Origin of the sequence: Frigoribacterium sp. PhB24 (genome assembly GCF_003755185.1) — a bacterium.
GTDB lineage: Bacteria > Actinomycetota > Actinomycetes > Actinomycetales > Microbacteriaceae > Frigoribacterium.
This window is the reverse complement of the sequence record NZ_RKIC01000013.1, coordinates 72961-98781: the sequence shown is the minus strand read 5'-3', so window position 1 is coordinate 98781 and position 25821 is coordinate 72961. Positions and strand designations below refer to the sequence as shown.

Annotated in this window: 27 protein-coding genes; 9 read left to right on the top strand and 18 right to left on the bottom strand. The window is 72.6% G+C overall.

Annotated features, from left to right (window positions below):
* Nucleotides 1–7: 7 nt before the first annotated feature.
* Nucleotides 8–478, top strand: a complete 471-nt coding sequence (locus EDF50_RS12145) for a hypothetical protein (RefSeq protein ID WP_123519810.1) — start codon at nucleotides 8–10, stop codon at nucleotides 476–478.
* A 103-nt stretch (nucleotides 479–581) separates the two neighbouring features.
* On the opposite strand, the gene EDF50_RS17040 is transcribed toward EDF50_RS12145, so the two are convergent.
* The 3 genes from EDF50_RS17040 to EDF50_RS12135 form a co-directional block, all read right to left on the bottom strand.
* A complete protein-coding gene (locus EDF50_RS17040) occupies nucleotides 582–716 on the bottom strand; it encodes a hypothetical protein (protein ID WP_255410087.1) in 135 nt (44 codons plus the stop codon).
* A 24-nt stretch (nucleotides 717–740) separates the two neighbouring features.
* Entirely contained in the window at nucleotides 741–1523 is a 783-nt protein-coding gene (gene aqpZ, locus EDF50_RS12140) for an aquaporin Z (RefSeq protein WP_123519809.1), read from the bottom strand.
* Between the two features lie 82 nt (nucleotides 1524–1605).
* Entirely contained in the window at nucleotides 1606–2004 is a 399-nt protein-coding gene (locus EDF50_RS12135) for a phage holin family protein (RefSeq protein ID WP_158612711.1), read from the bottom strand.
* A gap of 233 nt (nucleotides 2005–2237) precedes the next feature.
* Between EDF50_RS12135 and EDF50_RS12130 the strand changes: the two genes are divergently transcribed.
* Entirely contained in the window at nucleotides 2238–2720 is a 483-nt protein-coding gene (locus tag EDF50_RS12130; protein WP_148076831.1) for a hypothetical protein, read from the top strand.
* 73 nt (nucleotides 2721–2793) lie between these two features.
* On the opposite strand, the gene EDF50_RS12125 is transcribed toward EDF50_RS12130, so the two are convergent.
* The 6 genes from EDF50_RS12125 to EDF50_RS12100 form a co-directional block, all read right to left on the bottom strand.
* Nucleotides 2794–4494 carry a cation:proton antiporter gene (locus EDF50_RS12125; RefSeq protein WP_370453997.1) on the bottom strand — a complete coding sequence of 567 codons (1701 nt, stop codon included), beginning with the start codon at nucleotides 4492–4494 and terminating at the stop codon, nucleotides 2794–2796.
* A gap of 5 nt (nucleotides 4495–4499) precedes the next feature.
* Nucleotides 4500–5063: a hypothetical protein gene (locus EDF50_RS12120; RefSeq protein WP_123519805.1), complete on the bottom strand. Its 564-nt coding sequence runs from the start codon at nucleotides 5061–5063 to the stop codon at nucleotides 4500–4502.
* Nucleotides 5064–5096: 33 nt separating this feature from the next.
* Entirely contained in the window at nucleotides 5097–5582 is a 486-nt protein-coding gene (locus EDF50_RS12115) for a tetratricopeptide repeat protein (protein WP_123519804.1), read from the bottom strand.
* A gap of 83 nt (nucleotides 5583–5665) precedes the next feature.
* The gene (locus EDF50_RS12110; protein ID WP_123519803.1) at nucleotides 5666–7009 is read right to left on the bottom strand and encodes a type II toxin-antitoxin system HipA family toxin; all 1344 of its coding nucleotides are present in this window, start codon (nucleotides 7007–7009) and stop codon (nucleotides 5666–5668) included.
* Nucleotides 7006–7257, bottom strand: a complete 252-nt coding sequence (locus tag EDF50_RS12105; protein WP_123519802.1) for a helix-turn-helix domain-containing protein — start codon at nucleotides 7255–7257, stop codon at nucleotides 7006–7008. The genes EDF50_RS12110 and EDF50_RS12105 overlap by 4 nt, the downstream gene beginning before the upstream one ends.
* A gap of 181 nt (nucleotides 7258–7438) precedes the next feature.
* Nucleotides 7439–8386: an NmrA family NAD(P)-binding protein gene (locus EDF50_RS12100; protein WP_123519801.1), complete on the bottom strand. Its 948-nt coding sequence runs from the start codon at nucleotides 8384–8386 to the stop codon at nucleotides 7439–7441.
* A gap of 220 nt (nucleotides 8387–8606) precedes the next feature.
* On the opposite strand from EDF50_RS12100, the gene EDF50_RS12095 reads away from it, so the two are divergent.
* Entirely contained in the window at nucleotides 8607–8987 is a 381-nt protein-coding gene (locus EDF50_RS12095; RefSeq protein WP_123519800.1) for a hypothetical protein, read from the top strand.
* 145 nt (nucleotides 8988–9132) lie between these two features.
* Here EDF50_RS12095 and EDF50_RS12090 read toward each other — a convergent pair whose 3' ends face one another.
* From EDF50_RS12090 to EDF50_RS12065, 6 genes are all read right to left on the bottom strand, one after another.
* A complete protein-coding gene (locus tag EDF50_RS12090) occupies nucleotides 9133–10308 on the bottom strand; it encodes a Gfo/Idh/MocA family protein (RefSeq protein ID WP_255410086.1) in 1176 nt (391 codons plus the stop codon).
* Nucleotides 10305–11438, bottom strand: a complete 1134-nt coding sequence (locus EDF50_RS12085; protein WP_370454000.1) for a Gfo/Idh/MocA family protein — start codon at nucleotides 11436–11438, stop codon at nucleotides 10305–10307. Before EDF50_RS12085 ends, EDF50_RS12090 begins: the two co-directional genes overlap by 4 nt.
* 101 nt (nucleotides 11439–11539) lie before the next feature.
* Nucleotides 11540–12319 carry a ThuA domain-containing protein gene (locus EDF50_RS12080; protein WP_123519798.1) on the bottom strand — a complete coding sequence of 260 codons (780 nt, stop codon included), beginning with the start codon at nucleotides 12317–12319 and terminating at the stop codon, nucleotides 11540–11542.
* 17 nt (nucleotides 12320–12336) lie between these two features.
* A complete protein-coding gene (locus tag EDF50_RS12075) occupies nucleotides 12337–13218 on the bottom strand; it encodes a carbohydrate ABC transporter permease (RefSeq protein WP_123519797.1) in 882 nt (293 codons plus the stop codon).
* Entirely contained in the window at nucleotides 13211–14140 is a 930-nt protein-coding gene (locus EDF50_RS12070; protein ID WP_370453999.1) for a carbohydrate ABC transporter permease, read from the bottom strand. Before EDF50_RS12070 ends, EDF50_RS12075 begins: the two co-directional genes overlap by 8 nt.
* Before the next feature lie 55 nt (nucleotides 14141–14195).
* The gene (locus tag EDF50_RS12065; protein WP_123519796.1) at nucleotides 14196–15428 is read right to left on the bottom strand and encodes an ABC transporter substrate-binding protein; all 1233 of its coding nucleotides are present in this window, start codon (nucleotides 15426–15428) and stop codon (nucleotides 14196–14198) included.
* Nucleotides 15429–15687: 259 nt separating this feature from the next.
* Between EDF50_RS12065 and EDF50_RS12060 the strand changes: the two genes are divergently transcribed.
* The gene (locus tag EDF50_RS12060; RefSeq protein WP_123519949.1) at nucleotides 15688–16791 is read left to right on the top strand and encodes a LacI family DNA-binding transcriptional regulator; all 1104 of its coding nucleotides are present in this window, start codon (nucleotides 15688–15690) and stop codon (nucleotides 16789–16791) included.
* A gap of 263 nt (nucleotides 16792–17054) precedes the next feature.
* On the opposite strand, the gene EDF50_RS12055 is transcribed toward EDF50_RS12060, so the two are convergent.
* A complete protein-coding gene (locus EDF50_RS12055; protein ID WP_123519795.1) occupies nucleotides 17055–18359 on the bottom strand; it encodes a PP2C family protein-serine/threonine phosphatase in 1305 nt (434 codons plus the stop codon).
* A gap of 213 nt (nucleotides 18360–18572) precedes the next feature.
* On the opposite strand from EDF50_RS12055, the gene EDF50_RS12050 reads away from it, so the two are divergent.
* Nucleotides 18573–19202, top strand: a complete 630-nt coding sequence (locus tag EDF50_RS12050; protein ID WP_123519794.1) for a bifunctional 4-hydroxy-2-oxoglutarate aldolase/2-dehydro-3-deoxy-phosphogluconate aldolase — start codon at nucleotides 18573–18575, stop codon at nucleotides 19200–19202.
* Nucleotides 19199–20188, top strand: a complete 990-nt coding sequence (locus EDF50_RS12045; RefSeq protein ID WP_123519793.1) for a sugar kinase — start codon at nucleotides 19199–19201, stop codon at nucleotides 20186–20188. Before EDF50_RS12050 ends, EDF50_RS12045 begins: the two co-directional genes overlap by 4 nt.
* Before the next feature lie 15 nt (nucleotides 20189–20203).
* Here the strand turns inward: EDF50_RS12045 and EDF50_RS12040 are convergent, their stop codons facing one another.
* Complete coding sequence (locus EDF50_RS12040) at nucleotides 20204–21295, bottom strand: NERD domain-containing protein (protein ID WP_123519792.1); 1092 nt, start codon at nucleotides 21293–21295, stop codon at nucleotides 20204–20206.
* A gap of 170 nt (nucleotides 21296–21465) precedes the next feature.
* On the opposite strand from EDF50_RS12040, the gene EDF50_RS12035 reads away from it, so the two are divergent.
* Nucleotides 21466–22353, top strand: a complete 888-nt coding sequence (locus EDF50_RS12035; protein ID WP_123519791.1) for a DUF368 domain-containing protein — start codon at nucleotides 21466–21468, stop codon at nucleotides 22351–22353.
* Between the two features lie 54 nt (nucleotides 22354–22407).
* Here the strand turns inward: EDF50_RS12035 and EDF50_RS12030 are convergent, their stop codons facing one another.
* Nucleotides 22408–22926 (bottom strand): MarR family winged helix-turn-helix transcriptional regulator, encoded by a 519-nt coding sequence (locus EDF50_RS12030; protein ID WP_123519790.1) that lies wholly within the window; start codon nucleotides 22924–22926, stop codon nucleotides 22408–22410.
* A 60-nt stretch (nucleotides 22927–22986) separates the two neighbouring features.
* On the opposite strand from EDF50_RS12030, the gene EDF50_RS12025 reads away from it, so the two are divergent.
* Nucleotides 22987–24321: an FAD-dependent monooxygenase gene (locus tag EDF50_RS12025; RefSeq protein ID WP_123519789.1), complete on the top strand. Its 1335-nt coding sequence runs from the start codon at nucleotides 22987–22989 to the stop codon at nucleotides 24319–24321.
* A gap of 89 nt (nucleotides 24322–24410) precedes the next feature.
* A complete protein-coding gene (locus tag EDF50_RS12020) occupies nucleotides 24411–25721 on the top strand; it encodes an amidohydrolase (RefSeq protein WP_123519788.1) in 1311 nt (436 codons plus the stop codon).
* Nucleotides 25722–25821 lie beyond the last annotated feature (100 nt).

Here is a 25821-nt window from a genome sequence, read left to right as displayed (position 1 = left end):
AGTTCTCATGACCCTTCGCATCACCTCGGCGACGACCAAGGTCGGCCTCGTCTTGGCGGTCGTCGTCGTCGGATTCGGGCTCGGACTCACCGTGGCCCTTGTTTTCGGTGAGACGGCGACGCTCGTCGTCACCCTGGCCCTGTCGGTCGGCACCAGCCTCTTCTGCGCGCGGGTGTTCAGGGGGCCGGACGAACCCGTGGGTTCGGCCCGACCTGCGTGGCAGCTGACCGGGGGCCTGGCGTCTGGCGTCGTGCTAGCCGTGTTCTTCGGGCTCAGTGGGCTGAGCCTGCTCGTACCCTCCGCGGTCCATGTCGAGACGGTCACATCGATCGTTGCCGGCGTGGTCTACGCCGGCCTCGGCCTGGCCTATCTTTTCTCGAGCTGGAAACAGCGATCTCGCCACCTGAGCGTCGAGCGACATGTCGTCGCGGACGACGGGTCGGGCCATGCCCGCTCCGGGGTCACCAGCTCGCGCTGACCATCGCTCACGCGAGACGACGGGTGACCGTCGATGACGCGATGCGATGTGGGGGACCTGACCCGCGCCTCCTACGGGCGACGACGGCCCGCCTCCGCCGGGGTCAGTCGGCGAGGCCTCCGCGGAGCTCGATGGCGGTCTCGGACGCGTCGAGGTTGGCGAGGGCGTCCGCGAGGACGTCGGCGTCGAACAGGCCGTTGTCGCGGTCGTCAGGAGTCTCGACGAAAACGATGCCCACGCCGTGCCCGGCGGGTCAGGCGGGTCAGGCGCGACGGCGCAGGACGCGGTGGGCGAGACCCGCGAGGGCGGCTCCGATGAGGGGCGCCACGAAGAAGACCCAGACCTGCGCCAGGGCGTCGGGGCCGCCGTACAGAGCCGCCGCGAGCGAGCGGGCGGGGTTCACCGACGTGTTGCTCACCGGGATGCTGATCAGGTGGATCAGCGTCAGGGTCAGGCCGATCGCCAGGGGCGCCAGGGCCTTGTACTCGTTCTTGGCGGTTACCGAGAGGATCACGCCGGCGAACACGGCCGTCAGCACGATCTCGGTGACGAGCACGGCTCCGAGGCCGAAACCGCCGGGCGACGACGCACCGAAGCCGTTCGACGCGAAGCCCGACTCACGAGCCGCGGTGAAGTAGCCGGCGGGGCCGTCCGCGGCGACGAGCGCCACGACGCTCGCCCCGGCGGTCGCACCGACGAGCTGCGCCACGACGTAGCCGGGCACGCTCGCCCACGTGGTCCGGCCGGCCAGGGCGAAGCCGACCGTCACGGCCGGGTTGAAATGGCCACCCGAGATGTGGCCGACGGCGTAGATGCCGGCCATCACGCTGAGCCCGAACGCCAGGGCCACTCCGAGGAAGCCGACGCCGAGGGTGTTGGTGTCGTCCGGGAACGACGAGGCGAAGACAGCCGTGCCCACGCCTCCGACGACGAGGAGGAACGCTCCGAACGCCTCGGAGGCGTACCGTGCGAGCGGCGTGTAGGTCTCGGCGTGCTGGGTGCGCTGCTCTTTGGTGGTGCGGCTGGCGGAGGGGGTGCGGGGCATGGGTGGCTCTCTGGTGTCGGGTGCGGACGGTGTCGGGTAGGGAGGGGTGCCGGGTTCTCGGGGTGCCGGGGGGAGCGGACGGCTAGTCGGCGGACGAGGTGAGGTTCTTCACCGTGTCGGCGGGCACCGGCGGGATGCCGCGCGCGACGCCCTTCAGGCCTACGGCGACGAGCACCGCGGTCACGACGGCGAACACGGCGAAGGTGATCAGCGCCGCGGCCCACACCGGAAGGGCCAGCGCCAGCAGGGCGACGGCGGTGCCGGCCAGGAGGATCACGGTCACGACCGCGAGGACGGCCCCGACGGCGAGCATCACGACGCCCGATCGCGCGTCACGGGCCCGGTCGGCGATCTCGTCGCGTGCCGATCTCAGTTCGGTGCGCACGGCCTTGACGAAGGGCTCGATCGCCCGGGTTCCGAGCTGGTCGCGGAACCTGCCGGCGAAGCCTGCGTCGGCCTGCTTCTCGTCGTCTGAGCTCATGGTGGTCCTTCTCTCGGCGGGGCCACTCGGGTCGGTGGCCGGGATCGCCGTGCCGCGGTGCGGACACGCTGTGTCGTGGTCGACACACCATTCGGACGCGTGCGGTGGCCCGCCCGTCATCGACCTCCAGTGAGCTTCCAGGCTCGGGTCGCCGGGCACTCGTCTTTCGGCCAGGCGGGGGACATCGCGGGCCGGTCCGGAGGGTGGCGGCCTGCGTCCGGCAGGATGGCCTGGTGGCTCGACGCGAACCTCCCGTGATCCGCATCGTCGCGTTGACCAGCGCCGCGGTGCGCCAGACCGACGGGCCCGAGCGGTTCGCGCGCACCGACGCCGCTGTCGAGCGCCTCCGGCAGGGCGGAGGCTCACGCGAGGACGCCCTCTACCTGCTGTCGTCGTACTGGACCGGCGAGCACGGCCGACAGCTGCCGAGCCCGCGCACGCTGACGATCACCTTCGTGGTGACGCTGGTCGTCTGCAGCGGTGCCGTCGTCGTCTTCGGCTCGACCGGCATCTTCTGGATCGCCGCCCTCTTCTTCGGCGGGGGACTGCTCGTGCGGGGGATCGTCGAGCTCTGGCGTCTCCACCGCAACTGGTACGGCTCGCGCGAGCGGCGCACCGCCGTCCGCTCCCTCGTGGGCGTCGCCCTCGATGTCGTGGGCGTCTACCGCGACGGCTTCCGCCTCCCCCGGGAGGCGCGCGCGGCCGACCGCCGCTAGGCCCGGTCACCGAGGAGGCGCTGGTCACCCGACCCGCGCCTCCTGCGGTCGACGACGGCCCCGGTGCGCCCGCTCAGTCGGCGAGGCGGCCGCGGAGCTCGATCGCGATCTCGGAGGCGTCGAGGTTGGCGAGGGCGTCCGCGAGGACGTCGGCGTCGAACAGGCCGTTGTCGCGGGCGTCGAGCAGGGCCTCGCGCTGCGCCGCCAGCATCGCCAAGGTGTGGGCCATCGACGCGTCGAAGCCCTCCGTCGAGCGGTCGACCGTGCGGGGGTCGGGGCCCGGGACGGTGTCGGCGCTCGTCCGCATCAGCTCGAAGATCTTGGTGCGCTCGGACTCGTCGTGCGCGTGCTGTGCGGCCTCGTCGACCGGTGGCGACAGACGCCTCAGCAGGGGCCCGATCGTCCCGCCCTGCAGCAGCAGCGACAGCGCCGCCACCGCGAACGCGACCAACACCAGCACCGGCCGCTGCGGGGTGTCCTCGGGCAGGGTCTGCGCCGCCGCGACCGTCACGGCCCCGCGCATCCCCGCCCAGACGACCGCCGTGCCGTCGCGCCAGCCGAGCGGCTGCCTCAGGAAGTACTCGATGTCGGCCAGGCCCTGCGTGACCCGCCTCGTGAACTGGTCGAGCGTGCGCTGCGAGGGGGTGCGTGTGCCGGCCTCGAGCTGCCGCGGGTCGCTGCGCCCCCGCCGGTTCAGTTCGGCGAACGAGCCGCCGGCGCCCTCGGACTCGATGCGCTGCTGCATGCCCTGCACCTGCGGCTGCATCGCCTCGGCGTGCCGGGCCCGGGCCGACAGCACCCGCAGCAGCGGCGCGACGTACGCCGCCCGCACGACGATCGTCAGCACCAATGCGCCGACCGCGATCAGCAGCGCCGGTGCCACCCCGGAGTGGTCCTCTTGCACGTCCACGACGATCGACTTGATCTGCAGGCCCATGGTGAGGAAGACCGCACCCTCGAGCACGAGCTCGACCGTTCGCCAGTTCTGTGTGTCCGACAGGCGGTTCTGCGGCGACAGCTCGCGTGGCGCGCGGAAGCCGGTCACCAGCCCGGCGACCACCGCGGCCACCAGCCCGGACGCCCCGACGGCGCTCGCCGGGAGCGACGCGACGAACGGCACCGCGAACGAGATCACCGTGTTGACGGTCGAGTCGGTGACGCGCCTCCGCACGGTGAGGTTGGCCCAGCCGACGACCAGGCCGATCACGAGGGCGACCACGACCGAGTAGGCGAACGTACCCAGCGCACCCCAGAACGAGAAGGAGGCGGCGGTCGCCACGATCGCGGTGCGCAACAGCACCAGCGCGGTCGCGTCGTTGAGCAGGCTCTCGCCGTCGAGCATGGCGACGACCCGCTTCGACACCGACGTCTGCTTGACGATCGACGTCGCGACCGCGTCCGTGGGGCTGATCACGGCCCCGAGCGCGACGCCCCAGGCGAAGCCGAGGTCGGGCAGGACGAGCTGGAAGAACACGCCGAGCAGCAGGGCGGTCGCCACGACCAGGATCACCGACAGGCCGCTGATGGCGCCGAACTCGCGGCGGAAGTTCATCGCCGGCATCGACACCGCCGACGAGTAGAGCAGCGGTGGCAGCACCCCGGCGAGGATCAGCTCGGGGTCGATCTCGACCGACGCGAACACCGGCAGGAAGCTCGCGGCGACCCCGACGGCGACCAGCAGCAGCGGTGCGGCGACGCCGAGGCGGGGGCCGACCACGGTCGCCGCGGCGATCACCACGAAGCCGGTGACCAGCACGACCAGCAGGTCGGCCACCCCCATCAGTCGTCGACCAGGACGCGGAGCGCCTCGACGAGCGCCCGGTTGTCGGCGCGGAGGGCAGCGACCTCGGCCTCGAGGGCGGAGAGGCGGTCGTCAGCGGGTGCGGGCACGGATGAGGTCTGCGGTTCGGGCTCGGGCTCGGGCTCCGGAGTCGGCTCGGGCTCAGGGGCAGGATCGGCCGGCGACCAGGGACCTCGTTCGGGGTCGGGCTCGCGTTCGGGCTCGGTCTGCGGCGCGGCCTCGGGCCCGAATTCGCTCGCGGGTTCCGGAGGTGCGGCGGGCGGCGGTACCTCGTCTGCGTCCTCGTCCGTGGGGGACTCGACCCGCGCCTCCTTGGTCGTCTTGACGACCTGCGAGAACTTGGGTCGGGGCTTGCGCGGCGGCTTGGCCGACCCGGGCGAGACCTGGTCGACCCAGTCGCTGAGCGTCTGGCGGGGGACGTTGAACTCTTCGGCGACCACCGTCAGGACGTTGCGGTCGGTCGGGTTGGTCATCTTGCGCTGCAGGACCCGTGCCGTCGCGGCCTCGCGGGTGGCGTCGTCGTACCACTGGTCGAAGGGCATGCTCCGATTCTAGGGACCAGCGCCTCCTGCGTTTCAGGCATCGGTGAGGGCCGCGGCGTAGGCGCGGACCGAGCGGTGGTAGCGGGGAAGCGTCGGCTCGACGGCCTCGATCGCCACCCGCAGGGCCTCGTCGGCGCGACCGGCGCTGTGCAGGGCGAGTGCGAGGAAGACCTTCGGGGCGGCCCCGGTGGCGGGGTGCGCGGGGGCGTCGCGCAGCATCGTGATCGCCTCGTCGACGCGACCGAGGTTGCGGAGGGTCGAGGCGTGCTGGACGACCATGCGGGCGGCCCGGCCGGGGTCGACGGCGTCCAGGCCGGCCTCGGTCGCGGCGGCGTAGTGGACGTGGGCCTCGGCCTCGCGCCCGCCCGAGTCGTGGGCGCCGCCGAGCTCGAACTCGCCCAGGGCAGGGTGCGGGGCGGCGGCGGCCAACGCCGTCATGCGCTCGATGCGTTGCTCGTCGTCGACGGTCTCGTCGGCCCAGAGGGCGGCGACGCGGTCTTCCCACTCGTCGGTGCTCATCCGGCCACGCTAGCGGGCTCCTCGATCGAGACGGCCCGCGCCTCCTGGGGTCTGGTCCGCCGGCCTCAGGCCTGAGGGCGCGCTCACCGAGCGACGGGGCCTCCCCAGCCGCCGGGTGCCTGGGCGAGGGGTGCCCACTCGGATGCGGTGGTGGACACGACCGTCGTCGTGCCCGAGTCGGTGGCACGAGGTGTCACTCGACCGTCGTGGCCGTCGAGGAGTCGTCGGCAGAGTCGGGTGATGTCCTCGGAGAGGGTGAAGTGCGCCGCCGGGTGCTGACGCTCCTCCTGGGCGAATTCGAGGATGCTCGCGACGGTGTCGACGACGACCGACTCCGCTTGTCGCAGACCCCACCCGCGACCCTCGGCCACGAGGTCGGCGAGCGTGATGTCGGCGTGCAAGGACTTCCCGTTGACCTTGAGCGCGACGACGTGTTTCTCGTACTGGTGCAGTTGCGGCACGATGTCGTAGGCGGGTGCCAGCCGGCTCGTCCCGTCGGGCAGGTGGAGCATCGAGATGTTCTTGGCGTGCATGTCGAGGTTGCCCACGGCGACCGACATCGTCGTCATCTGCAGGAGTCGGATGAGTGATGCCCTGCCGGCGCGACGCACGACGCGGGCGATGGCGGCCAGCCCGGGATGGGACTCGCCCACGCCGTCGCCCTGGTACTTGCCATCGCCGGACATCCCGAGGATCTGGTTGAAGTCTTCTTGATGGATACGGGAATCGTCGGTTTCGGGCGACCGGTCATACCTCTCGATCACCAGGGCCGTGACCCCGCCGAACGCCTCGAGGTGCGTGTCGTAGTCGAGGAGGCCCAGGTGCCTGGCGATCCGCGCGCCGTACTCTTCGTCGAAGATGAGCGTGTGGCGGTTCGGCACCACCGGCTTCACGATGTGCGTCGAGGGGAATCCGTCGAGAGGCTCGGCCCAGGTGTCATCCGTCCGGGCCAGGACGATCTTGTCTTGCACCCCGGCGAGCGACGACATCCGGCGCGGCGACGTGTTCCCGACCGGGGCACGGATGACCTCGCGCAGGAGGTCGGCGACGTCGGCGGGAGTCAGCGGGCGCGTCGTCGGTACTCGGGGTTCGTCAGGAGCCATGGGGTCCCACACGACCACGGCACCGGCGACGTCGCGGCCGTAGCGGGCCAGCATGCCGACCGTGTAGTCGGGCGCGAGCTTCGCATTGCCGGCGAGACGGGTTCGCGCTCGCCCCTCGGGGAGGATCTCGTCGAAGAAGTTTCGGCGAAGAGGCGCGTCGCCCGGACGAGCCCGGGGCACGAGGGGTACGGCGAAGGAGAGGATCGAGCTGCCGAGGCCGTGACGATCGATCGCGTCGGCATCGGCATGGAAGTCGAACGTCCCCGCAGCCTCGACGATCGTCCCCACGCGGTGCCCGTACAGCTCGACGGCGAGTTCGGTCATCGGTTCCCTCGGGGACCGCTCACGGGGTCGTCGTCCACCTCGGCGATGATGGTGACCCCGGTCTCGCGGGCCATCTCGAGGAGGCGCTCGACGGCCTTGACGGACTTGCCTGCTTCCATTCCGGCGATGTAGCTCTGATGGACGTCCAGGATCTCGGCCAGGTCCGTCTGTGTCAGGCCCCGCTGGATGCGGGCATGGCGGAGCACGAGGCCGAGTGTGGCGGCGTCCCTGATGGGTGAACTCCTCATGCCACGTCCTTCTCGTATCTCGTTTTCTTGATAACGGAACACTATCCGATTTTTCGGATAACTCGTTGTTATTCGAATTTTCCGATAAAGACCCAGTATCGGGAAAACGAGATGTAGGGAGCCCTCCCCGGCCTGCCATGCCTTCTCGGCATCGCTGGACCGGTGGGGGCGGACTGGACGCTCAGGCCGAGGCCGAGGCCGCTGCCGAGGCCGCGGACCCGCCTGCGTTGCCGACGCGCGTCGCGAGGACGTCGCGCACGGTCGTCCAGCGCTCGGGGGCGTAGCGGGCACCGCCGAGGTGACGCAGCTGCGCGTCACCGCTGAACATGTTGACGAAGTACTGCATGCCCTGCCAGGCGGGGAAGGTGTCGCCGCCCTTCGACGTGCGACGCATGACGGCCGCCATCGCCGAGAGGGTGCCGGTCGTGCCGGCCCACTGCGGTCTGAACGGCGTGCCCGTGAGTTCGCTCATCGTGCGGGCGACCTCGCGGGCCGTGACCTGGTCGCCGGCGACCTCGACGACCCGCGGCGCCTCGGGGTCGAGCGCGACCCCGGCGACGACGTGGGCGACGTCGTCCTTCGTCGTGAAGTCGAGCACCTGATCGGCCGACGACCAGAACAGCACCCGCCGGCGGTCGAACAGGACCATCGGCGCGTCCCCGGTCAGCAGGTCGGTGAACATGCCGTTCAGCACGGACGTCGCCCGGATCGGTGCCGCGTCGACGTCGGCCGCGAACTCTCGCCGCAGTTCGAAGTTGCGGTTGCTGCCCGGCGGGATGCTGCGGTAGTCGGCCGAGTAGTCCGACGGCACGAACCGCGGCACGCCCGCCGCGACGGCTGCCGTCAGCAGGGCGCGCTGCGCGTCGACGATCACCGGGCGGACGCCGCTCACGGCCGACACGACGACGTCGGCACCGCGGGCGGCCTCGGTCAGGGCGGGCACGTCCGTGTAGGAGGCGCGGGTCACCTCGACCCGGTCGTCGTCACCGAACAGCGTGGTCGCGGCGGTGCTGCCGGGGCGGGTCAGGACGCGCAGGTGCACGTCGCTCGCGGCGTCGCGGAGCAGCTCGCGGGCGATGCGCTGCCCGAGGTCGCCGGTCGCACCGGCGAGGAGGACGGTGGTGGTCATGGGGAGGGGCTCGTTCCGTCGGGGGTCGGAGGCCAGTCTGCGCGCTCGGTGGCGGTTCAGGGTGGCGCGGCGGGTGCGGGTGCGGGTGCGCGGGTGTGCGGGCGCATGCGTCTCCTCCGGCTCGACGGCTCGACCGCGGACGTGCGTACCCGCGCCGTCCGGAGGGGAGCACGATGGCGGGGACCCGTCGCACCCGTGCCCGGGCGAACGGAGAGCCACCATGAGCACCACCGATCCCGACGACTTCGTCACCCGCGCCGCCCGGCGGGCCCGTGAACTGATCGACACCTCCGACGTCGTGCCGTCCGTCGCCCGCGGTGCCCTGCACGACCTCGCGGGCCGGGCCGAGACGGCCGTGCGCGACGTCACGGACCGGGCCGGGTCGTCGGCCCACGACCTGGTCGACCGTGCCGAGGTGATCGCCGACCGGGCCGAGAAGACCGTGCGCGACGTCGCCGAGACCGTCACGATCGCCGCGATGGAGGCCACCGACCAGGCCCACCAGCGCTACCGCCGCCGAGCGCGGGTCACCAACGCCGTGGGTGCCGTCGTCATCTCGGGGCTCGTCGTCGCGCTCGTCGCGAGCCGCCGCCGCGGGTAGCCGGCGGCGGCGGCGACCTGCGCGCGTCACCCCGCCACGTGATGAACACCCCGCCACGTGATGAACACGCCGCCACGTTTAAACGTGGCGGCGTGTTCACATCGTGGCGGCGTGCGGTCCGGCGCCGGAAGCGCCGGCGCCGGGCTCAGCCGACCGGCGTCCAGACCGACCCGGCCCCGGACGACCGCTCGACCGCGTCCAGCACCCGCTGCACCCGCAGCCCGTCGGCGAACGACGGCGTCGGCTGCCGGCCCGCGGCCAGGGCCACCACGAGGTCGCTCAGCTGGTGCGTGAACGCGTGCTCCCAGCCGAGGCCGTGACCCGCGGGCCACCAGGCGCCGACGTAGGGGTGCTCGGGCTCGGTCACCAGCACGCGGCGGAAGCCCGAGTCGGGGCCGTCGACCTCGAGCAGCTCGAGCTCGTTGGGGCGCTCGAGGTCGAACGCCACGGCTCCCCGCGACCCCGAGACCTCGAGCCGGAAGGCGTTCTTCCGGCCGGTCGCGAACCGCGACGCCTCGACCGACGCGATCGCGCCTCCTTCCATTCGGGCCGTGAACCAGGCGGCGTCGTCGACGGTCACCGCTCCGCGCTCCGAGCCCGCGACGCCGCCGAGGCCGGAGGTCGCCACCGACTCGTCGACCAGCGGCCGCTCGGTCACGAAGGTGTGCAGCGTGCCCGAGACCTCGGTCACGGCCGAACCGGTCACGAACTGCGCCGCGTCGACCGCGTGCGCCCCGATGTCGCCGAGCGCGCCCGAGCCGGCGACCGACTTGTCGAGCCGCCAGGTCATCGGGTCGTCGGCGTCGACCAGCCAGTCCTGCAGGTACTGCGCCCGGACCTGACGCACCTCGCCGAGACGTCCCGACCGCACGACGTCGCGCGCCAGCGTCACCGCGGGCACCCGGCGGTACGAGAAGCCCACCATCGCGAAGACGCCGCGCTCGGCGGCGCTCGCCGCGGCCTCGGCCATGCGTTCGGCCTCGACCACCGTGTTGGCGAGCGGCTTCTCGCAGAGCACGTGCTTGCCGGCCTCGAGCGCCGCCACCGCGATCTCGACGTGCGTCGACCCGGGCGAGCAGATGTCGACCACGTCGATCTCCGGGTCGTCGAGCACGTCGTGCCAGTCCGCGGCGGTCGAGCGCCAGCCCCACCGGTCGGCGGCGGCCCGGGTGGCGGCCACGTCGCGGCCGACCAGCGTCGCCATCACCGGGGCGAGCGGCAGGTCGACGAAGGCCGGGGCGACGCGGAGGGCCTGCGAGTGCGCCGCACCCATGAACCCGTGTCCGACGAGGGCGAACCGCAGCTCGCCCCCTCCGGTCACCGCGCCTCCTGCAGGCCGACGCCGGACGCCGCCGAGGAGGCGCGGGCCGGCTCGCCGAGACCGTCGCCGTCCGCCGCCGGGTCGCCCTGCAGGGCACCCCGCACGGACCGCCACGACTCGAGTCGGGCACGCACCTCGGGGTCGCGCTCGGCCTCGACGGCCTCGCGAAGCGCCTTCTCGAGCACCTCGTCGACCAGCACCCGCTGCCCGCCCCGCGTCGAGGCGATCGCCGCCTCGACCATCACCAGGCTCATGACGTTGCCGTGGACCTCGCCGTCGGGCCGGTCGCCCGTCCGCAGCGCCCGCGTGAAGGCCGCGAGCGACCCGGCGATCTCGACGCCGACGCTCGGTCGCGGCTCGGCGACCCCGGGCGTACCGTCGAGGTCGCTGGTGGGCTCGTCGTCGCCCGACCACAGGGCCGTGCCGCCCGAGCCGGAGACGCGCCAGGAGCCGTTCCACGACGTCTCGGCACCGGGGCTGCACCACGACCCGTCGTAGCGGTACCGGATGCCGCCCTCGAACTCGACCACGACGCTCGCGGCCGCGTCGCCGCGGTACCACGACCACGACGGGTTCCACGAGTCGCACCAGACCGAGACGGGGTCGCGGCCGATCAGGTACCGCGCCGAGTCGAAGGCGTGGATCGCCATGTCGAGCAGCAGCACGTCGTCCATCTGCTCGCGGAACCCGCCGAAGTGCGGTGCCCGGGCGAACGACGTCGACACCATGCCGACGTCGCCCAGCAGCTCGGCGTGCGCGCGCAGCGCGACGAGCTGGTCGTTGTACCGGCGCGACTGCGACACCATGAACAGCTCGCCCGTCACCTCGGCCGCCGCCGTCAGCGACAGGGCCTCGGCGACCGTCTGGGCGGCCGGCTTCTCGCCGAGCACGGGCAGGCCGAGGCGCAGCGCCTGCATCGTGACGGGGTGGTGCGCGACCGGCACGGTCACGTCGAGCACGGCGTCCGGGGAGGTGCGCTCGACCAGCTGCGCCAGGTCGCGGTCGACGGGCAGGTCGGGCAGGCCCGCCGCGGCGGCACCGGCCCGGGCGGCGTCGAGGTCGAGGTCGACGATGCCGACCAGCTCCACGTCGGACGACTCGGCCACGGTGCGCAACCAGGCGCGGCCCATCTCGCCGGCGCCGACCTGGATCACGCGCACCGCGCCTCCTGCGTTCTCGAGCCGGCGGAAGCCGCCGGGGCTCGCGGCACCCGCGGCGCCGACCTCGGCGCTCACGCCTCGACCGGTTCGTCGATCGGGCCCGAGTAGTCCTTGCCGTCGAAGTACTCGCCGAGCTCGTAGCGCAGCAGGGTGGGCGTCGCGCGCTCGCGCTCGGGGCGGGCCCACTCGGCACCGTTCGAGACGACGCGCCGCACGTCCGGGTGGAAGTACACCGGGAAGTCCTGGTCGCCGGGCGAGAAGAAGAAGATCTTGCCGAAGCCTCGACGGTAGGTCATGCCGCTGCGGAACACCTCGCCGCCGGTGAAGCCCGAGATGAAGATCAGCTCGTCGGGCGTCGGCACGTCGAAGTACTCGCCGTACATCTCTTGTTCGGGGATGACGATCGGGTTCGGCACGCCCCGGGTGATCGGGTGCTGCGGGTTGACCGTCCAGACGAGCTCCTGATCGTGCTCGCTCCGCCAGCGCAGGGTGCAGGTCGTGCCCATCAGCTTGGTGAAGATCTTCGACCAGTGGCCGGAGTGCAGCACGACGAGTCCCATGCCGGCGAGCACGTGACGGTGCACGCGCTCGACGATCTCGTCGTCGACGTCGGCGTGGGCGGCATGGCCCCACCAGGTCAGCACGTCGGTCTGCTCGAGCACGTCCTCGGTGAGGCCGTGCTCGGGCTGGTCCATGGTGGCGGTGCGGACGACGGCGTCGGGCAGGTTCTCGGCGATGCCGGCCGCGATCGCGCCGTGCATGCCGTCGGGGTACCGGTCGGCGACGTGCTGCTCGACCTTCTCGTGGACGTTCTCGCCCCAGACGGTGACGCGCAACGGTGTGGTGGTCATGGTGGTCCTCTCGTGTGTCATTTGACCGCGCCACCGGTGGCACCGGCGGCGATGAACTTCTGTGCCGCGAGCAGCAGCACGATGGCCGGCAGCGAGGCGAGCACGGCGGCGGCCATCACGGTCGACCAGTCGGCGGTGTAAGTGCCGATGTACTGGTAGATGCCCAGCGTGATCGGCCGGATGTCGGTCGTGGTGGTCAGGGTCAGCGCCATCAGGAAGTCGCTCCACGTGAACAGGAACGTGAAGAGCCCGGCCGTGATCATGGCGTTGCGGCTGATCGGCAGCACGATGCTGCGGAACGCCCGGAAGTTTCCGGCGCCGTCGACCTTCGCCGCCTCGACGATCGAGGTGGGGATGTTCAGCATGAACGCCCGCATGATCAAGATGGCGAACGGCACCCCGGCGGTCGAGTCGGCGAGGATCAACCCGGGGATCGAGTTCAACAGGCCGAGGTCGTTGTACGCCGCGTACAGCGCGTTCGCGACGACGATGCCCGGGATCATCTGCGAGATCAAGATGGCGAACAGCACGGCGTTCACGCCCCTCACCTTGAACTGCGCCAGGGCGTAGGAGGCGGGGGTCGCGATGACGAGGCTGAGCACGACGCTGCCGAGTGCGATCACGAGGCTCGTGACCAGGTTGCGGCCCTGATCGGCGAAGGCCTGCGCGTAGCCGCCGAACTGCGCCTGGAACGGGAACCACTCGGCCTCGATCGCCGAGCCCGCGGGCTGCAGCGAGATGTTCACCATCCAGTAGACGGGGAACAGCATGACGGCGAGCAGCAGCACGCCGACGGCGGTCAGGGCGTACTTCTTCGGGCCCTCGGCCCGGGGTCGACGTGGCCGGGCGCCGCGGGCCACGGCCCGGGTGCTCGGCACGCGCAGGGCGGTCTCACTCATCGACGGCCTTCCGGTTGAGTCGCAGGTACACGACGGCGAACACGGCCGAGATCACGATCAGCACGTTGCTGAGCGCGGCGCCCGAGCCGAAGTCGAACTGCTGGAACGACAGGGAGTACGACTGCGTCGCGATGGTCTGCGTCGCGTTCGCGGGCCCGCCGTTGGTCAACCCGAGGATGATGTCGAGCACCTTGATCGTGTAGACGACGCCGAGCACGAGCACGACGCTGACCACCGGCCGCAGCAGGGGCCAGGTGACGTGGCGGAACCCCTTGAACCCGGTGGCGCCGTCGAGCGAGGCGGCCTCGTAGAGCTCGGTCGGGATGTCCTGCAGCCCGCCGTAGAGGATCGTCGTGTTGAAGGGGATGCCGATCCAGACGTTTACGAGCACCACGGTCAGCAAGGCGACGCTCGGGCTGGTCAGCCAGGGCACGGCAGGGACGCCGAACGACCCGAGGAACTGATTGAGCACGCCGGAGTCCTGGTCGAGGATCCATTTCCAGACCGCGCTCGAGACGATCAGCGGCAACAGCCAGGGCAGCAGCAGCAACGAGCGCAGCACGCCGTTCAACGGGAACGCCCGGCGGAAGAACAGGGCGAACAGCAGGCCGATGACGAACTGGCCGACGATCGAGCCGATGGTGAAGAGCGCCGTGTTGAGCAGGGCGGTGCCGAACAGCTGCGAGCCGATGACCTTCGCGTAGTTCGCGAACCCGACCCAGGGGGCCTCGCCCGTGTAGAACGTGGTGGTCGTGTACGCCTGGAAACTCATGACGAGGTTCTTGACGACGGGGTAGCCGAAGAACAGCAGCAGGAAGACGGCGGCCGGCATCACGAAGAGCAGCTGCGAGATCCGCTCCCAGGTCAGGGTGCGGCGCCGGGGCGAGCCGGGCCCGGCCCGGCCGGGCCGCCGACGCGACACCGCGGTGTCGTCGTCGGCGGCCCGCCGGGGGGCGAGCGGGGTGGCGGTGGTCACGTCAGTTGCTCGCCTGGGCGTCGTCGAGTGCCTTCTCGGGCGAGGCCTGGCCGGTGAGGGCCGCCTGGATGGCCGTGTAGATCGCGGTCGCGGCGGTCGGCCACTCGGCCCCGAGCTCGGCCGTGCGCGAGCGGGCGCTGGCGACGAGGGTGACGAAGGCCTGCTGGTCGGGCTGCTGCTCGGCGTAGGTGTCGGCGACCGAGGTCTTCGACGGGATGGTGTTGCGCTGCTCGGCCATCGCGAGCTGGTTCTCGTCGGAGTTCATGCAGGCGACGACCTTCGCGGCGACGGCCTGGCGGGCCGCGTCACCGGTCTGCGGCACGGTCCAGACCTCGCCGCCGAGCGGGGTGACGGCCGTGTCGGAGGCGTCCTTCACGGGGATGGTGACGACACCGTAGTCGGCACCGGCGGCGTCGAGGGCGGGCAGCTGCCACGGGCCGTTGACCATCATCGCGGTCTTGCCGGCGATGAACTGGTCGTTGACGTCGGCCTGCGTCCAGTTCAGGACGCTCTTCGACATCGAGCCGTCGGCGACCAGGTCGGTCCAGAGCTGCAGGGCCTCGGCGCTCTCGGGGGTCGCGATGTCCTTCTCGTCCGCACCGTTCGACCACATGAACGGCAAGAACTGCCAGGACGCCTCGTAGGTGGCGTTCGCGTCGACCGCCATGCCGTAGCGGTCGCCCGAGGTGAGCGCCTTCGCGGCGCTCTCGAGCTCGTCCCACGTCGCTGGAGGTTCGATGCCCGCGTCGGCGAGCACGCTCTTGTCGTAGAACAGCGCGATCGTGTTGACGGTCGGGGCGAGCCCGTAGAGCTTGCCGTCGTAGGTGCCCGACTGGACGACGCCCTCGGCGTATCCGTCGGCGTCGAGGCCGAAGTCGGACAGGGGAGCGAGGGCCCCGGTCTCGGCGATCTGGGCCAAGTCGGGGTTGTCGAGCATGAGCACGTCGGGCAGGGTGCGCGACGACGCCTGCTGCAGCACGCGCTGGATCAGCGAGCCGCCGGGCACCATCGTGCGCTCGATCTCGACGCCGTTCTCGGTGCCGCAGGTGTCGAGGAACGACGTGATGACCTTCTCGTCGTTCTCGCCGTAGTAGTCGACGACGGTCAGCTTGGTGACCTCGCCGCCGGTGCTCGCGCCTCCGCCGCCACCGGTGCACCCGGCGAGGACGAGGGGGACGACGGCGACCAGGGCGGTCGCGGTCAGGGACCTTCTGCGGATCGATGCAGGCTTCATTGCTCAGCTCTCTCTTGGCGACTGGTGGGCGGCCCGCGACGTCGGCCACCCGGGCCGGGCCCGAGAGGCGGAGCGCGACGTCGCGGCTCCGATGCCGAGAAAGTAACAGTTAACCGCTTAGCTTGTAAAGCGGTTAACCACAATCGGGTGACCGATGGCCGGTACGAGGCCCTCACCGCGCCTCCTCGACCGGGCGGTCGGATGCGGTGGCCGCGCCGCACTAGCCTGAGCGGCAGGAAGGGAGGGCGCCGTGGCGACCATGCGAGAGGTGGCGGCGCGGGCCGGGGTGTCGATCGCGACGGTGTCGTTCGTCGTCAACGGCTCGAGGAGCGTCTCGCCCACCACCCACCAACGGGTCACCGACGCGATGGCCGAGCTGGGCTACACGAACAACGTCGTCGCCCGGGCCCTCGCCAGCAAGCGCACCCGCATCGTCGCGCTGCTCTTCCCCGCCCTCGAGGAGCGCCTCGGCGGCATCGCGCTGCGGATGTTCATGAGCGCCGCCACCCGTGCCTCCGAGCTGGGCTACCACCTCGTGCTCTGGCCGAGCGGCGAGACCGAACGGGACGTCCGCGACCTCGTGTCGGGCCGCCTCGTCGACGGCGTGCTCGTGATGGAGGTGCAACTGCACGACAGCCGCGTCGAGGCCCTGCTCGAGCTCGGCCTCCCCTTCGTGTCGATGGGCCGCACCTCGCAGAACGACCGCGTGCCGTTCGTCGACATGGACTTCGAGGAGGCGGTGGAACAGGCGCTCGACCACCTCGAGTCCCTGGGGCACCAGAGCATCGGCCTCGTGCTCGAGGACTTCTCGGCGAGCCCGATCGTCGGGTACGGCCCGGCGGCCCGCACCGAGGAGGCGTTCCGGCGGTCGGTGGCGCGCCGGGGCCTGCGGTCGGCGTCGGTCACGTGCGGGCCGTCGTCCGCGGGTGGCCGTCGGGCGGCACACGACCTGGTGGCGGCACTACCCGACGTGACCGGCGTCCTGATCATGAAGGACGACGCCACCGGCGGCCTGCTCAGCGGGCTGGCCGGCACGGGGCGCCACGTGCCGGACGACGTGTCGGTCGTCTCGCTGGCCTCGTCGACGGCGAACGGGGCCGCGACCGAGCCCACCCTGACCACCCTCGACGCCCCGGGGGTCGAGATGGGCCGGCTCGCGGTCGAGTCGCTCGTCGCCCGACTGGACGCCGGCGTGGGTGCGGGAGGCGAGGCCGCGGGGGGTGCGGGTGCGGGTGCCGGTGCGGGTGCGGGGGGCGAGGGCGGCCCGGGGGGCGAGGGCGAGCTGACGCAGGTGCTGCTGCCGTGCGTGCTGCACGTCGCGGGGTCGAGCGGGCCGGCGCCCGGGGTGGGTGCGCGGGGGTAGCGGGCGGGCGTGGCGGGCGGGTGTGGCAGCCGGGCCTGGCAGCCGGGCCTGAGTGCGTGCCCGGCCGGGATGTCCACCGCGCCAGGAGATGGGCATGACGCCAGGACTAGACCTGGTGCTGTGTCCATCTCGTGGTGTGGTGCGAGGGGTGTTCACTTCGTGGCGGGAACCCCGGGCGCGGAGCGCTGCGGCTCCCGGTCAAGCGGGTCATCGAGCGGGCCTGACAGGCAGGGCTTCCAGGGTGGGGCGGACGGCCGGCCGGGTCAGGCCCGTACCGGCACGGACGCCGGCACGAGCGTCGTCGCGACGACCGTGACGTCGTCGCTGCGGTCGCGCTCGCGGGCCAGCCCCTCGACCACCTCGACGATGCTGGCGGGCTCGGGGGTGGCCGCGAGCAACCGCTCGAGATCGTGCAGCGCCTCGAGCTCGACCGGGAACAGGTCGAGCACACCGTCGCTCACGCAGACGAACACGTCGCCCTCGTCGAGCTGCGATCGATGCCGTTGCCAGCCGGTGCCCACGCCGATCGGCAGGTCGGCCGAGTTGAGCCGGTCGACCCCGCCCGCCACCCGACGGATGAACGCGAGGCCGTGCCCGGCATCGGCCCAGAGCACCCCGCCGTCGGTGTCGATGCGGGCGTGGAACGACGTCGTGAACTGCGTCTCGGTGTCGTAGGCGCTCGTCGTCAACCCCACGGAGGCGCGGTGGAAGGCCTCGGACGGGTCGCCGTCGTCGACGCTGCTGCGGATCACCGAGCGCACCGCGGCCGCGATCATGCCCGCCCCGACGCCCTTGCCCATCACGTCGCCGACGGTCACGGCGATGCCGGTCGAGGTCGGGTACCAGTCGAAGAAGTCGCCGCCCACCTCGCGGGCCGGCACGCAGGCCCCGAACACCGCGAACGCGTCGGGCAGCGTCGAGGCGTCGGGCGGCAGCAGTGACTGCTGCACCACGGCCGCACGGTTGAGTTCACGCTCGACGGCGTGCTGCTGGGCCCGAGCCCGCTCGAGTCGCGCCTTCGCCTGTCGGGCCAGCTCGTTGACCGCCGCGGCGACCGTCGCGTAGACGACCAGGGCGAAGCCCAGCCGGATCAGCTCGCTCGGGCCCCGGCCGCCCGGGGTGAACAGGTACGGCATGAGCAGGGTGATGCAGGTGCCGAGCAGCGGAAGCAGCACGTTGCGGCGCCCCGGCCAGGACGCGATCCAGATGACGGCCAGCAGCGCGATGGGCAGGAAGACCGACCTCTGGTCGCCCGTGCCGTAGCGCAGCAGCCCCACGGCGACGAAGTCGGCAGCGGGGACGAGGAGCTCCCACCGGCGCAGTTCGGCGTACCGCGCCATCGCGCCCGCGAAGGCCAATGCGGCGACGGCGACGACGACACCGAGCCACATCGTGAGCGCGTCGGTGACGATGAGCCAGGGCAGCGTCGTGCTCAACACGGCGGCCAGCACGATCATCAGGGCGATGAACGACTGCCGGAACGACGGCACCTTCTCGAGCGGCACGCGCCGCAGGGCCGTGTTGAGCGCTCGGCCGACCGCGTCGGGAGCCTTCGTCACACGTCTCACACCGATCCCCTCGCCCCTGGATCGCCCGTCGACCACAGGTGTCGTCTTGTTTCGCCTTCGGGACGACGCTACAGGGTGCGACCGCCCGAGCCGAGGACCCGGGAAGCGCGGTGTGGGCGGAACCGACACCGCGCCTCCTGGGGACGAGGGGTCGTCCCCAGGTGTGATGCCCGGTCGTTGTGTGGGGTGGGCGGACGATGGTTGGGTGGTGGCATGAGCGCCGCCGACGTCCTCGCCCGTCTCTCCGAGATCCGGGTGCTGCCCGTGGTCGTCATCGACGACCCGGGGCGGGCCGTCCCGCTCGCCCGTGCCCTCGTGGCGGGCGGTGTGCCGTGCGCCGAGGTGACCCTCCGCACGCCGGGCGCGGTCGAGGCGATGCGGGCCATGGCCGGGGTGCCCGACTTCGTCGTCGGGTGCGGCACGGCACTGTCGTGCGAGCAGGTCGACGCGTCCGTCGAGGCCGGGGCGGCGTTCGTCGTCAGCCCGGGGCTCGACGAGGCGGTCGCCGACCGGTGTCGCTCGCTCGGCGTGCCGCACGTGCCCGGCGTGGCCACGGCCACGGAGGTGATGCGGGCGCGTTCGGCGGGTTTCACGGTGCAGAAGTTCTTCCCCGCGGCCCAGCTCGGCGGGGCGGCGGCGATCTCGGCCCTCGCCGGGCCGTTCCCCGATCTGCGGTTCGTCCCGAGCGGGGGAGTCGGTCTCGCCGAGGCCGCGTCCTATCGGGGGGACGCCGTGCACTCGGTCAGCACGAGCTGGATCACCCCCCGGGACGCGGTCGCAGCCGGACGCTTCGACCTGGTCACCGACCGGGCCCGTGCGTTCCGCGAGCAGGTGACGGCATGATCGAGCGCGTCGTCACCGTCGGCGAGGGGCTCGCCGTCTTCCGGTCCGGACCCGACGAGCAGCTCTGGCGGGCCGATCAGGTGGCCGTCGGCACCGGCGGCGCCGAAGCCAACGTCGCGATGACGCTCGCCCACCTGGGCGTCCCGGTCGTCTGGGCCGGGCGCGTGGCGGCCGACTCGCTCGCCCGCCGCGTCGTCCGCGAGCTGCGGGCCGAGGGCGTGACCGTCCGCACCGTCGTCGACCCGGACCGCCCCACCGGCCTCCTCGTCAAGGACGTCCTCGCCGACGGCCGCACCGCCGTCTCGTACCACCGCGCCGGCAGCGCGGGCAGCGCCCTCACCCCCGCCGACGTCGACGCGTTCGGCCTCGACCTGGCGCCCGGCACCCTCGTGCACGTGACCGGCATCACCGGCTGCCTCTCGGATTCCGCCGCGGAGGCCGTCCGGCACCTCGTCACCCGGGCCCGCGAGGCCGGCGCCCTCGTCTCGTTCGACGTCAACCACCGGCCGCGGCTGTGGGGCGACCGGCCCGCCGCCGAGGCGCACCGAGAGCTGGCCGCGGCGGCCGACCTCGTGGTCGCGAGCGTCGACGAGGTGCCGTTCCTCGTGGGTGCCTCGTCCGGGGGCGACCCCCGGGTGCCCGGCCTCGAACAGGCCGAACTCGCCGCCGACGCGTTGGCCGGGGTAGGGCACGAGCACGTCGTGGTCACGGCGGGCGCGGCCGGAGCGTTCGCGATCGACGGAGGCGACCGGGCCTCGGTCGTCGCGCACGAGATCGACGTGGTCGACACCGTCGGCGCCGGGGACGCCTTCGTCGCGGGGTACCTCGCGGGGTGGGCCCGGGGCGAGCGGCTGACCGGACGTCTGCGGCTCGCGAGCCTGTCGGGCGCCGCGGCGTGCCGTCACGCGGGCGACTGGGAGGGCGCGGTCGACCTCGGCGGGCTCGGCGACGGGTCGGGGCCGGGCGGCGACCCCGTCATCCGGTGACGGAGCGCCGAGAGATCACTCGGTCGGGTCGGGCAGCTGGACGTCCGCCGCCTCCTGAGGCGGCGCGTCCGCGGCCTCGGGCACCGACGCGACGGCGACCTGCGGGGTCGACGCGACCGGCGCCTCCCGCGGTTCCGGCGCCTCACGCAGCTCGTGGGCATGGGCGCCGAAGCGCAGCACGTCAGCTCCGTACGACGCGAACAGTCGGGCCAGGTCGTCGACCCGCGCCCGGGACAGCTTCTTCGTCGGCCGCGAGGTCAGTTCGCGCACGACGCCCGCGAGCTGGGACCGGTGCGACACGATCGCCGTCGCCGCGCCTCCGTCGGTCGCGTCGCGCTCGGTCGCGAAGACCGTCGCGTCACGGTGCGAGTAGAACACGCAGGTGTCGAACCAGAGCCGGACACCGGTCTCGGCCTGCACCCGATCGGACAGCCGCTGCGCCTGCCTGCGCACCTGCGACGCGGGGGCGTCCCGGCCGAGATGCGTCCGGACGGTGAGGACAGTAGGGGAGTCCTTGACGACCTGCAGCGCGAAGGGCGGCGTCATCGTGCTCTCGTCGAACAGGCCGGCGAACGCCGGGAAGACGCTGCTCGGCGTGAGCCCGTCGAAGACGATGCCGTTCCAGCCCTTGTTCTCGATCACCATCACGCCGGTCTCGCTGAGCAGGACGTGGTCGACCTGGGCGACGAACCGCGAGGAGGCGCTGGTCGCCACGGGCACGAAGACCACGTTGGTCAGCAACACGGCGTCGACCCCCAGCTGACGACAGGTCTCGGCGATGTCGTCGCGCGAGGTGGCCTCCCACTTGAGGCCGGCCGCCACGAGGTCACGGGCCTGCTTCGCCTCGGTGAGGGCGGCCTGGCGTTCGGCACCCAGGGTGTCGCGCTCGCGGGCATGGTCGGCGGCGGCCTGCGCGAGGGCGTCGTCGTGGGCCGCGGCGAGTGCCACGTGCTGCTCACGGGCAGCCCGGGCCTGCTCGTCGGCGGCGGCCTTCGCGGCGGTCAGGGCACGCTTCGCCCGGGCGCGCAGCACGACGGCGACGACGATCAGGACGACGAGCAGCAAGGCGGCGATGATCCACGGGACGAGGCTCTGGTCGAACGGCATGCGTCCAGCAGAACACGGCGTGCGGGCGTGGCGGGGGTGCCTCGCCGGGCGGGTCGGGGTCGGGGCGGCGCGGTGCCCACCTCCTGGCGTGATGCGGGCCGCGCGGCTCCCAGCCGCGCGGTCCGGCGGGCCGATACCGTGGTCGCTCGTCCGATCGAGGGGAGCCGACCGTGAGACCAGGCCGCAGCCTGACCGACCTCGTGCGCGGGGCACTGATCGGGGTGGTCGAGGTCGCCCCGGGGATCAGCGGCGGCACCGTCGCCCTGCTCGTGGGCGTCTACGACGACCTGATCGGCTCGGCCGGTCACCTCGTGCGCGGTGTGGTCCGGGGCGGGGCCGACCTCGCTCGGGGCCGGGGGACGAGCCGGGCCCGCCACCACTTCGGCGCCGTGTCGTGGGCGGTGATCGTGCCCGTCGGCGTCGGCATGGTGCTGGCCGTCGTCACGGCGTCGGCGATCGTGGCGCCGCTCTTCGACGACCACCCGGTCGAGACCCGGGCTCTCTTCGCCGGCCTGATCGTCGCGAGCATCGCCGTGCCGGCCCGCATGGTCGGCGGCCGATGGCGCGCCCGCGAGTGGGCGCTCGCCGCGGTCGCCGCGGCCGTGTCGTTCGTGCTGACCGGCATCCCGTCGTCGGCCCCGCTCGAGCCGTCGCCCGTCGTCATCGTGCTGTCGGCCGCCGTCGCCGTCTGCGCCCTCGTGGTCCCGGGTCTCTCGGGCTCGTTCGTGCTGCTCACGGTCGGCATGTACGCCCCGACCCTCGCGGCCGTCAACGAGCGCGACCTCGCCTACCTCGGGTTGTTCGTGCTCGGAGCCGTGGCCGGGCTCGCGTCCTTCGTCTCGGTGCTGCAGTGGCTCCTCGAACACCGCCGGCGCGTGACGCTGTCGATCATGACCGGGCTGATGGTCGGCTCGCTGCGCGCGCTCTGGCCGTGGCAGACCGACACCGGGCAAGCGCTCGCGCCGTCGGGCGGACCGCTCGTGCCGACCGCGTTGTTCGTGGTGGGCGTGGTCGTCGTGACGGCCGTGCTGCAGGCGTCGCGGCTGCGGCGCCGCTGAGCCGCGACCCCCAGCCCGGGAGGCGCGGGTCGGGGCGGCACGCGTCGGACGGCCTCAGGGGGTCGCGTCGTCGTACACCGCGATCAGTCGGTCGAGGAACCCCTGCACCACCGCACGTTCGGTCTCGTCCAGCTCGTCGACGATGCGCTCGATGCCGTGGATCATCGGCACCACCTGCTCGTAGGCCAGGTCGGACGACGCCTGCTCGGCCGTGACGATCAGCTTGCGGCCGTCCGAGGGGTGCCGCTCGCGGCGGACGTGACCGGCCGACTCGAGTCGGTTCAGCACGAGCGTCATCGCGGCCGTCGACACCTCGACCCGGCGGGCCAGTTCGCTCGGCGTGGCCGGGCCGGTGGTGATCAGGTGGTCCATGGCGTCGAGCCCGGCCCGGTCGACACCCAGACGCTCGGCCAGGTGGCGCTCGAACCGTTGCTGCCGCACGGCGAGCTGCTGCACGCGGGCACGGATGTCGTCGGCGGGCAGGTCGCGCCCGTCACGCCGGGCGCGGGTCCGGTCGTCTCGGTCGGCGCGAGCGCGCGGGTCGGGTCGCCCTCGGGGGTCTGTGTCGGTCACACGACGAGGATAACCGTGTAGATTGCCAATTCTGTTGATAATCAACCGAGGGAGCAACTCGTGACCACCTCCACACCGCGCACCCGCGTCCTGATCTCGGGTGCCAGCATCGCCGGGCCCGCCCTCGCGTACTGGCTGAACCGCTACGGCTTCGAGACGACGATCGTCGAACGCGCACCCGAGCTCCGCACCGGCGGCCAGAACGTCGACGTCCGTGGGGCCGGTCGTGAGGTCGCCCGCCGCATGGGCCTCGAGGACGACATCCGCGCCGCCACCACGGGCGAGGTCGGTACCCGCTTCATCGGGCCGACCGGCGGCACGGTCGCCGAGTTCGCGGCCGGCACCTCGGACTCCGGAGGCGCGACCGCCGAACTCGAGATCCTGCGAGGCGATCTCGCGCGGCTCCTCGTCGAGCGCAGCACGGGCGACGGCACCGGCGGCGGCACCGAGTACCGCTTCGGAGACCGCATCACCGCGATTCGCGAGGAGGCCGGGCGCGAGGAGGCCGGGCGCGAGGACGCGGGGAGCGACCACGCGACCACCGCGCGGTCCGTGCCGGACCGCGTCGCGCCTCCCGGGTCCGGTTCGTCGGGGGTCGTCGTCTCGTTCGAGCACGCCTCCGATGAGCGCTTCGACCTCGTGATCGCCGCCGACGGCATCGGTTCGAGCACGCGACGACTGGTGTTCGGCGACGAACCGAGGGTCCGGTCGCTCGGGCTCGAGACCTCGTACGCGACGATCCCGCGCACGGCCGCCGACGACGACTGGTGGCGCTGGTACAACGCCGCCGGGGGCCGCTCGATCACCCTCCGCCCGGACTCCCACGGCACGATCCGTGCCGCGATGTCGTTCGTCACCGACCGCACCCGCGAGCGGGCCGGGGCCGAACGGCGCAGCGTCGACGAGCAGCGGGTCCGGCTGCGCGAGATCTTCGGCGACGCCGGCTGGGAGGCCCGCCGTGTGCTCGACGGGTTCGACAGCGCCGACGACCTCTACGTCGAGTCGATCGGGCAGGTGCGCGCTCCGCGCTGGTCGTCGGGCCGGGTGGCGCTCGTGGGCGACGCCGGGTACTGCGCGTCGCCGGTCAGCGGCATGGGCACGAGCCTGTCCCTCGCCGGGGCCTACGTGCTGGCCGGAGAACTCGCCGCGCACCGGCACCACCACGACGCGTTCTCCGGGTACGAGCGGCTGATGCGGCCCTACGTCGAGCAGTCTCAGCAGCTGCCCCCGGGGGTGCCGCGGGTCGCGAACCCGAGGACCCGGGCCGGGGTCGCCGTGTTCCACGCCGGGGTGCGGCTCGCCTCGACCCGGCTCGCCGGTCGGCTCGGAGCGCGCTTCTCCACCCCGCCGGCCGACGCCCTCGACCTGCCCGACTACGCGCACCTCGAGGCCTGACGGGCCGGCCCGGGGGACCCGGCGGGTGTCGGGGGTGGTGAGTAGCGTCGAGGCGACGGACCACCCACGCACCACCAGAGGAGCACCTCATGACCTCGACCGGCACCGACCAGCCGCGCCCCCCTCTCGACGACGCCCGGCCGCCGGCCGTGGGCGCCCCGCTCGACGAGTTGTACCGACACCTGCACCGACACCCCGAGCTGTCGTTCCACGAGAAGGCGACGGCCGCGATCGTCGCGGCCGAACTGACCGCCCTCGGCTTCGAGGTGCAGACCGGCATCGGGGGGACGGGCGTGGTCGGCGTCCTCCGTCGCGGGGACGGCCCGACCGTGCTGCTCCGCGCCGACATGGACGGCCTGCCCGTCGCCGAGGCCACCGGCCTGGACTACGCGAGCACCGCCCGAGGTGTCGATCCCGACGGCCGCGACGTGCCGGTGATGCACGCCTGCGGCCACGACGTCCACGTGACCTGCCTCGTCGGTGCCGCCCGCCGACTGGCGGCCGACGGCGCCTGGTCGGGCACCCTCGAGGTGCTCTTCCAACCCGCCGAAGAACTCGGTGCCGGCGCTCGCGCGCTCGTCGCCGACGGGCTCTTCGACCGCATCCCCGCCCCCGCCGTCGTCCTCGGCCAGCACGTCGCGCCGTTCCCGGCCGGTTTCGTCGCCCTGCAGTCCGGCCCGGCGTTCGCCGCGCAGGACGGCATCCGCATCACCTTCCACGGTCGCGGGGGGCACGGCTCGCGGCCCGAGACGACCGTCGACCCCATCGTGCTGGCGGCCGCGACCGTCCTGCGGTTGCAGTCCGTCGTGTCTCGCGAGACGTCCGCGGCCGACCGGCTGGTCGTCACCGTCGGCTCGATCCACGCGGGCACCAAGAACAACGTGATCCCCGACACCGCCGAGATCCTGATCAGCATGCGGTCGTTCGACGAGCACGTCCGCGAACGGGCACTCGCCGCCATCACGCGCATCGCCGTGGGCGAGGCCTCGGCGGCCGGCGCACCGCAGCCGCCGACGATCGAGCACTACGAGAGCTTTCCGGCCGTCGTGAACGACCCGTTCGCGGCGGACCGCACCCGCGCCTCCTTGGTGCGTCGCTTCGGCGAGCAGCAGGTCATCGCTCCCGGGCCCGTGACGGGCAGCGAAGACGTGGGCATCCTCGCCGCGGCGGCGGGCGCCCCGTGCAGCTTCTGGTTGCTCGGGGGTGCCGACCCCGCTGCGTTCGCCGAGGCCCGGTCATCTGCCGACCTCGTCCGCGTCGTCGGACAGCTGCCCTCGAACCACTCCCCGCTCTATGCGCCGGTCGTCGAGCCCACCCTGACGAACGGCGTGGACGCACTCGTGGCCGCAGCCCACGAGTGGCTGCTCGACCTCGAGGCGTCCGGAGGCGCGACGCACTGAGCCCACGGCCGACCGGCCCGGACGCGCAGAACGGGCGGGCCCAGGGGAGGCGGGCGTCCGAAGACGCCCGTTCCCACCGGACCCGCCCGTTTCTGCGGGA

Coding starts and splice junctions, on each gene's coding strand:
- EDF50_RS12145 (WP_123519810.1), top strand. CDS start 8: ATGACCCTTCGCATCACCTCGGCGACGACCAAGGTCGGCCTCGTCTTG.
- aqpZ (WP_123519809.1), bottom strand. CDS start 1,523: ATGCCCCGCACCCCCTCCGCCAGCCGCACCACCAAAGAGCAGCGCACC.
- EDF50_RS12135 (WP_158612711.1), bottom strand. CDS start 2,004: ATGAGCTCAGACGACGAGAAGCAGGCCGACGCAGGCTTCGCCGGCAGG.
- EDF50_RS12120 (WP_123519805.1), bottom strand. CDS start 5,063: ATGCCCTTCGACCAGTGGTACGACGACGCCACCCGCGAGGCCGCGACG.
- EDF50_RS12115 (WP_123519804.1), bottom strand. CDS start 5,582: ATGAGCACCGACGAGTGGGAAGACCGCGTCGCCGCCCTCTGGGCCGAC.
- EDF50_RS12110 (WP_123519803.1), bottom strand. CDS start 7,009: ATGACCGAACTCGCCGTCGAGCTGTACGGGCACCGCGTGGGGACGATC.
- EDF50_RS12105 (WP_123519802.1), bottom strand. CDS start 7,257: ATGAGGAGTTCACCCATCAGGGACGCCGCCACACTCGGCCTCGTGCTC.
- EDF50_RS12100 (WP_123519801.1), bottom strand. CDS start 8,386: ATGACCACCACCGTCCTCCTCGCCGGTGCGACCGGCGACCTCGGGCAG.
- EDF50_RS12095 (WP_123519800.1), top strand. CDS start 8,607: ATGAGCACCACCGATCCCGACGACTTCGTCACCCGCGCCGCCCGGCGG.
- EDF50_RS12085 (WP_370454000.1), bottom strand. CDS start 11,438: ATGGGCCGCGCCTGGTTGCGCACCGTGGCCGAGTCGTCCGACGTGGAG.
- EDF50_RS12080 (WP_123519798.1), bottom strand. CDS start 12,319: ATGACCACCACACCGTTGCGCGTCACCGTCTGGGGCGAGAACGTCCAC.
- EDF50_RS12075 (WP_123519797.1), bottom strand. CDS start 13,218: ATGAGTGAGACCGCCCTGCGCGTGCCGAGCACCCGGGCCGTGGCCCGC.
- EDF50_RS12065 (WP_123519796.1), bottom strand. CDS start 15,428: ATGAAGCCTGCATCGATCCGCAGAAGGTCCCTGACCGCGACCGCCCTG.
- EDF50_RS12060 (WP_123519949.1), top strand. CDS start 15,688: ATGCGAGAGGTGGCGGCGCGGGCCGGGGTGTCGATCGCGACGGTGTCG.
- EDF50_RS12050 (WP_123519794.1), top strand. CDS start 18,573: ATGAGCGCCGCCGACGTCCTCGCCCGTCTCTCCGAGATCCGGGTGCTG.
- EDF50_RS12045 (WP_123519793.1), top strand. CDS start 19,199: ATGATCGAGCGCGTCGTCACCGTCGGCGAGGGGCTCGCCGTCTTCCGG.
- EDF50_RS12040 (WP_123519792.1), bottom strand. CDS start 21,295: ATGCCGTTCGACCAGAGCCTCGTCCCGTGGATCATCGCCGCCTTGCTG.
- EDF50_RS12020 (WP_123519788.1), top strand. CDS start 24,411: ATGACCTCGACCGGCACCGACCAGCCGCGCCCCCCTCTCGACGACGCC.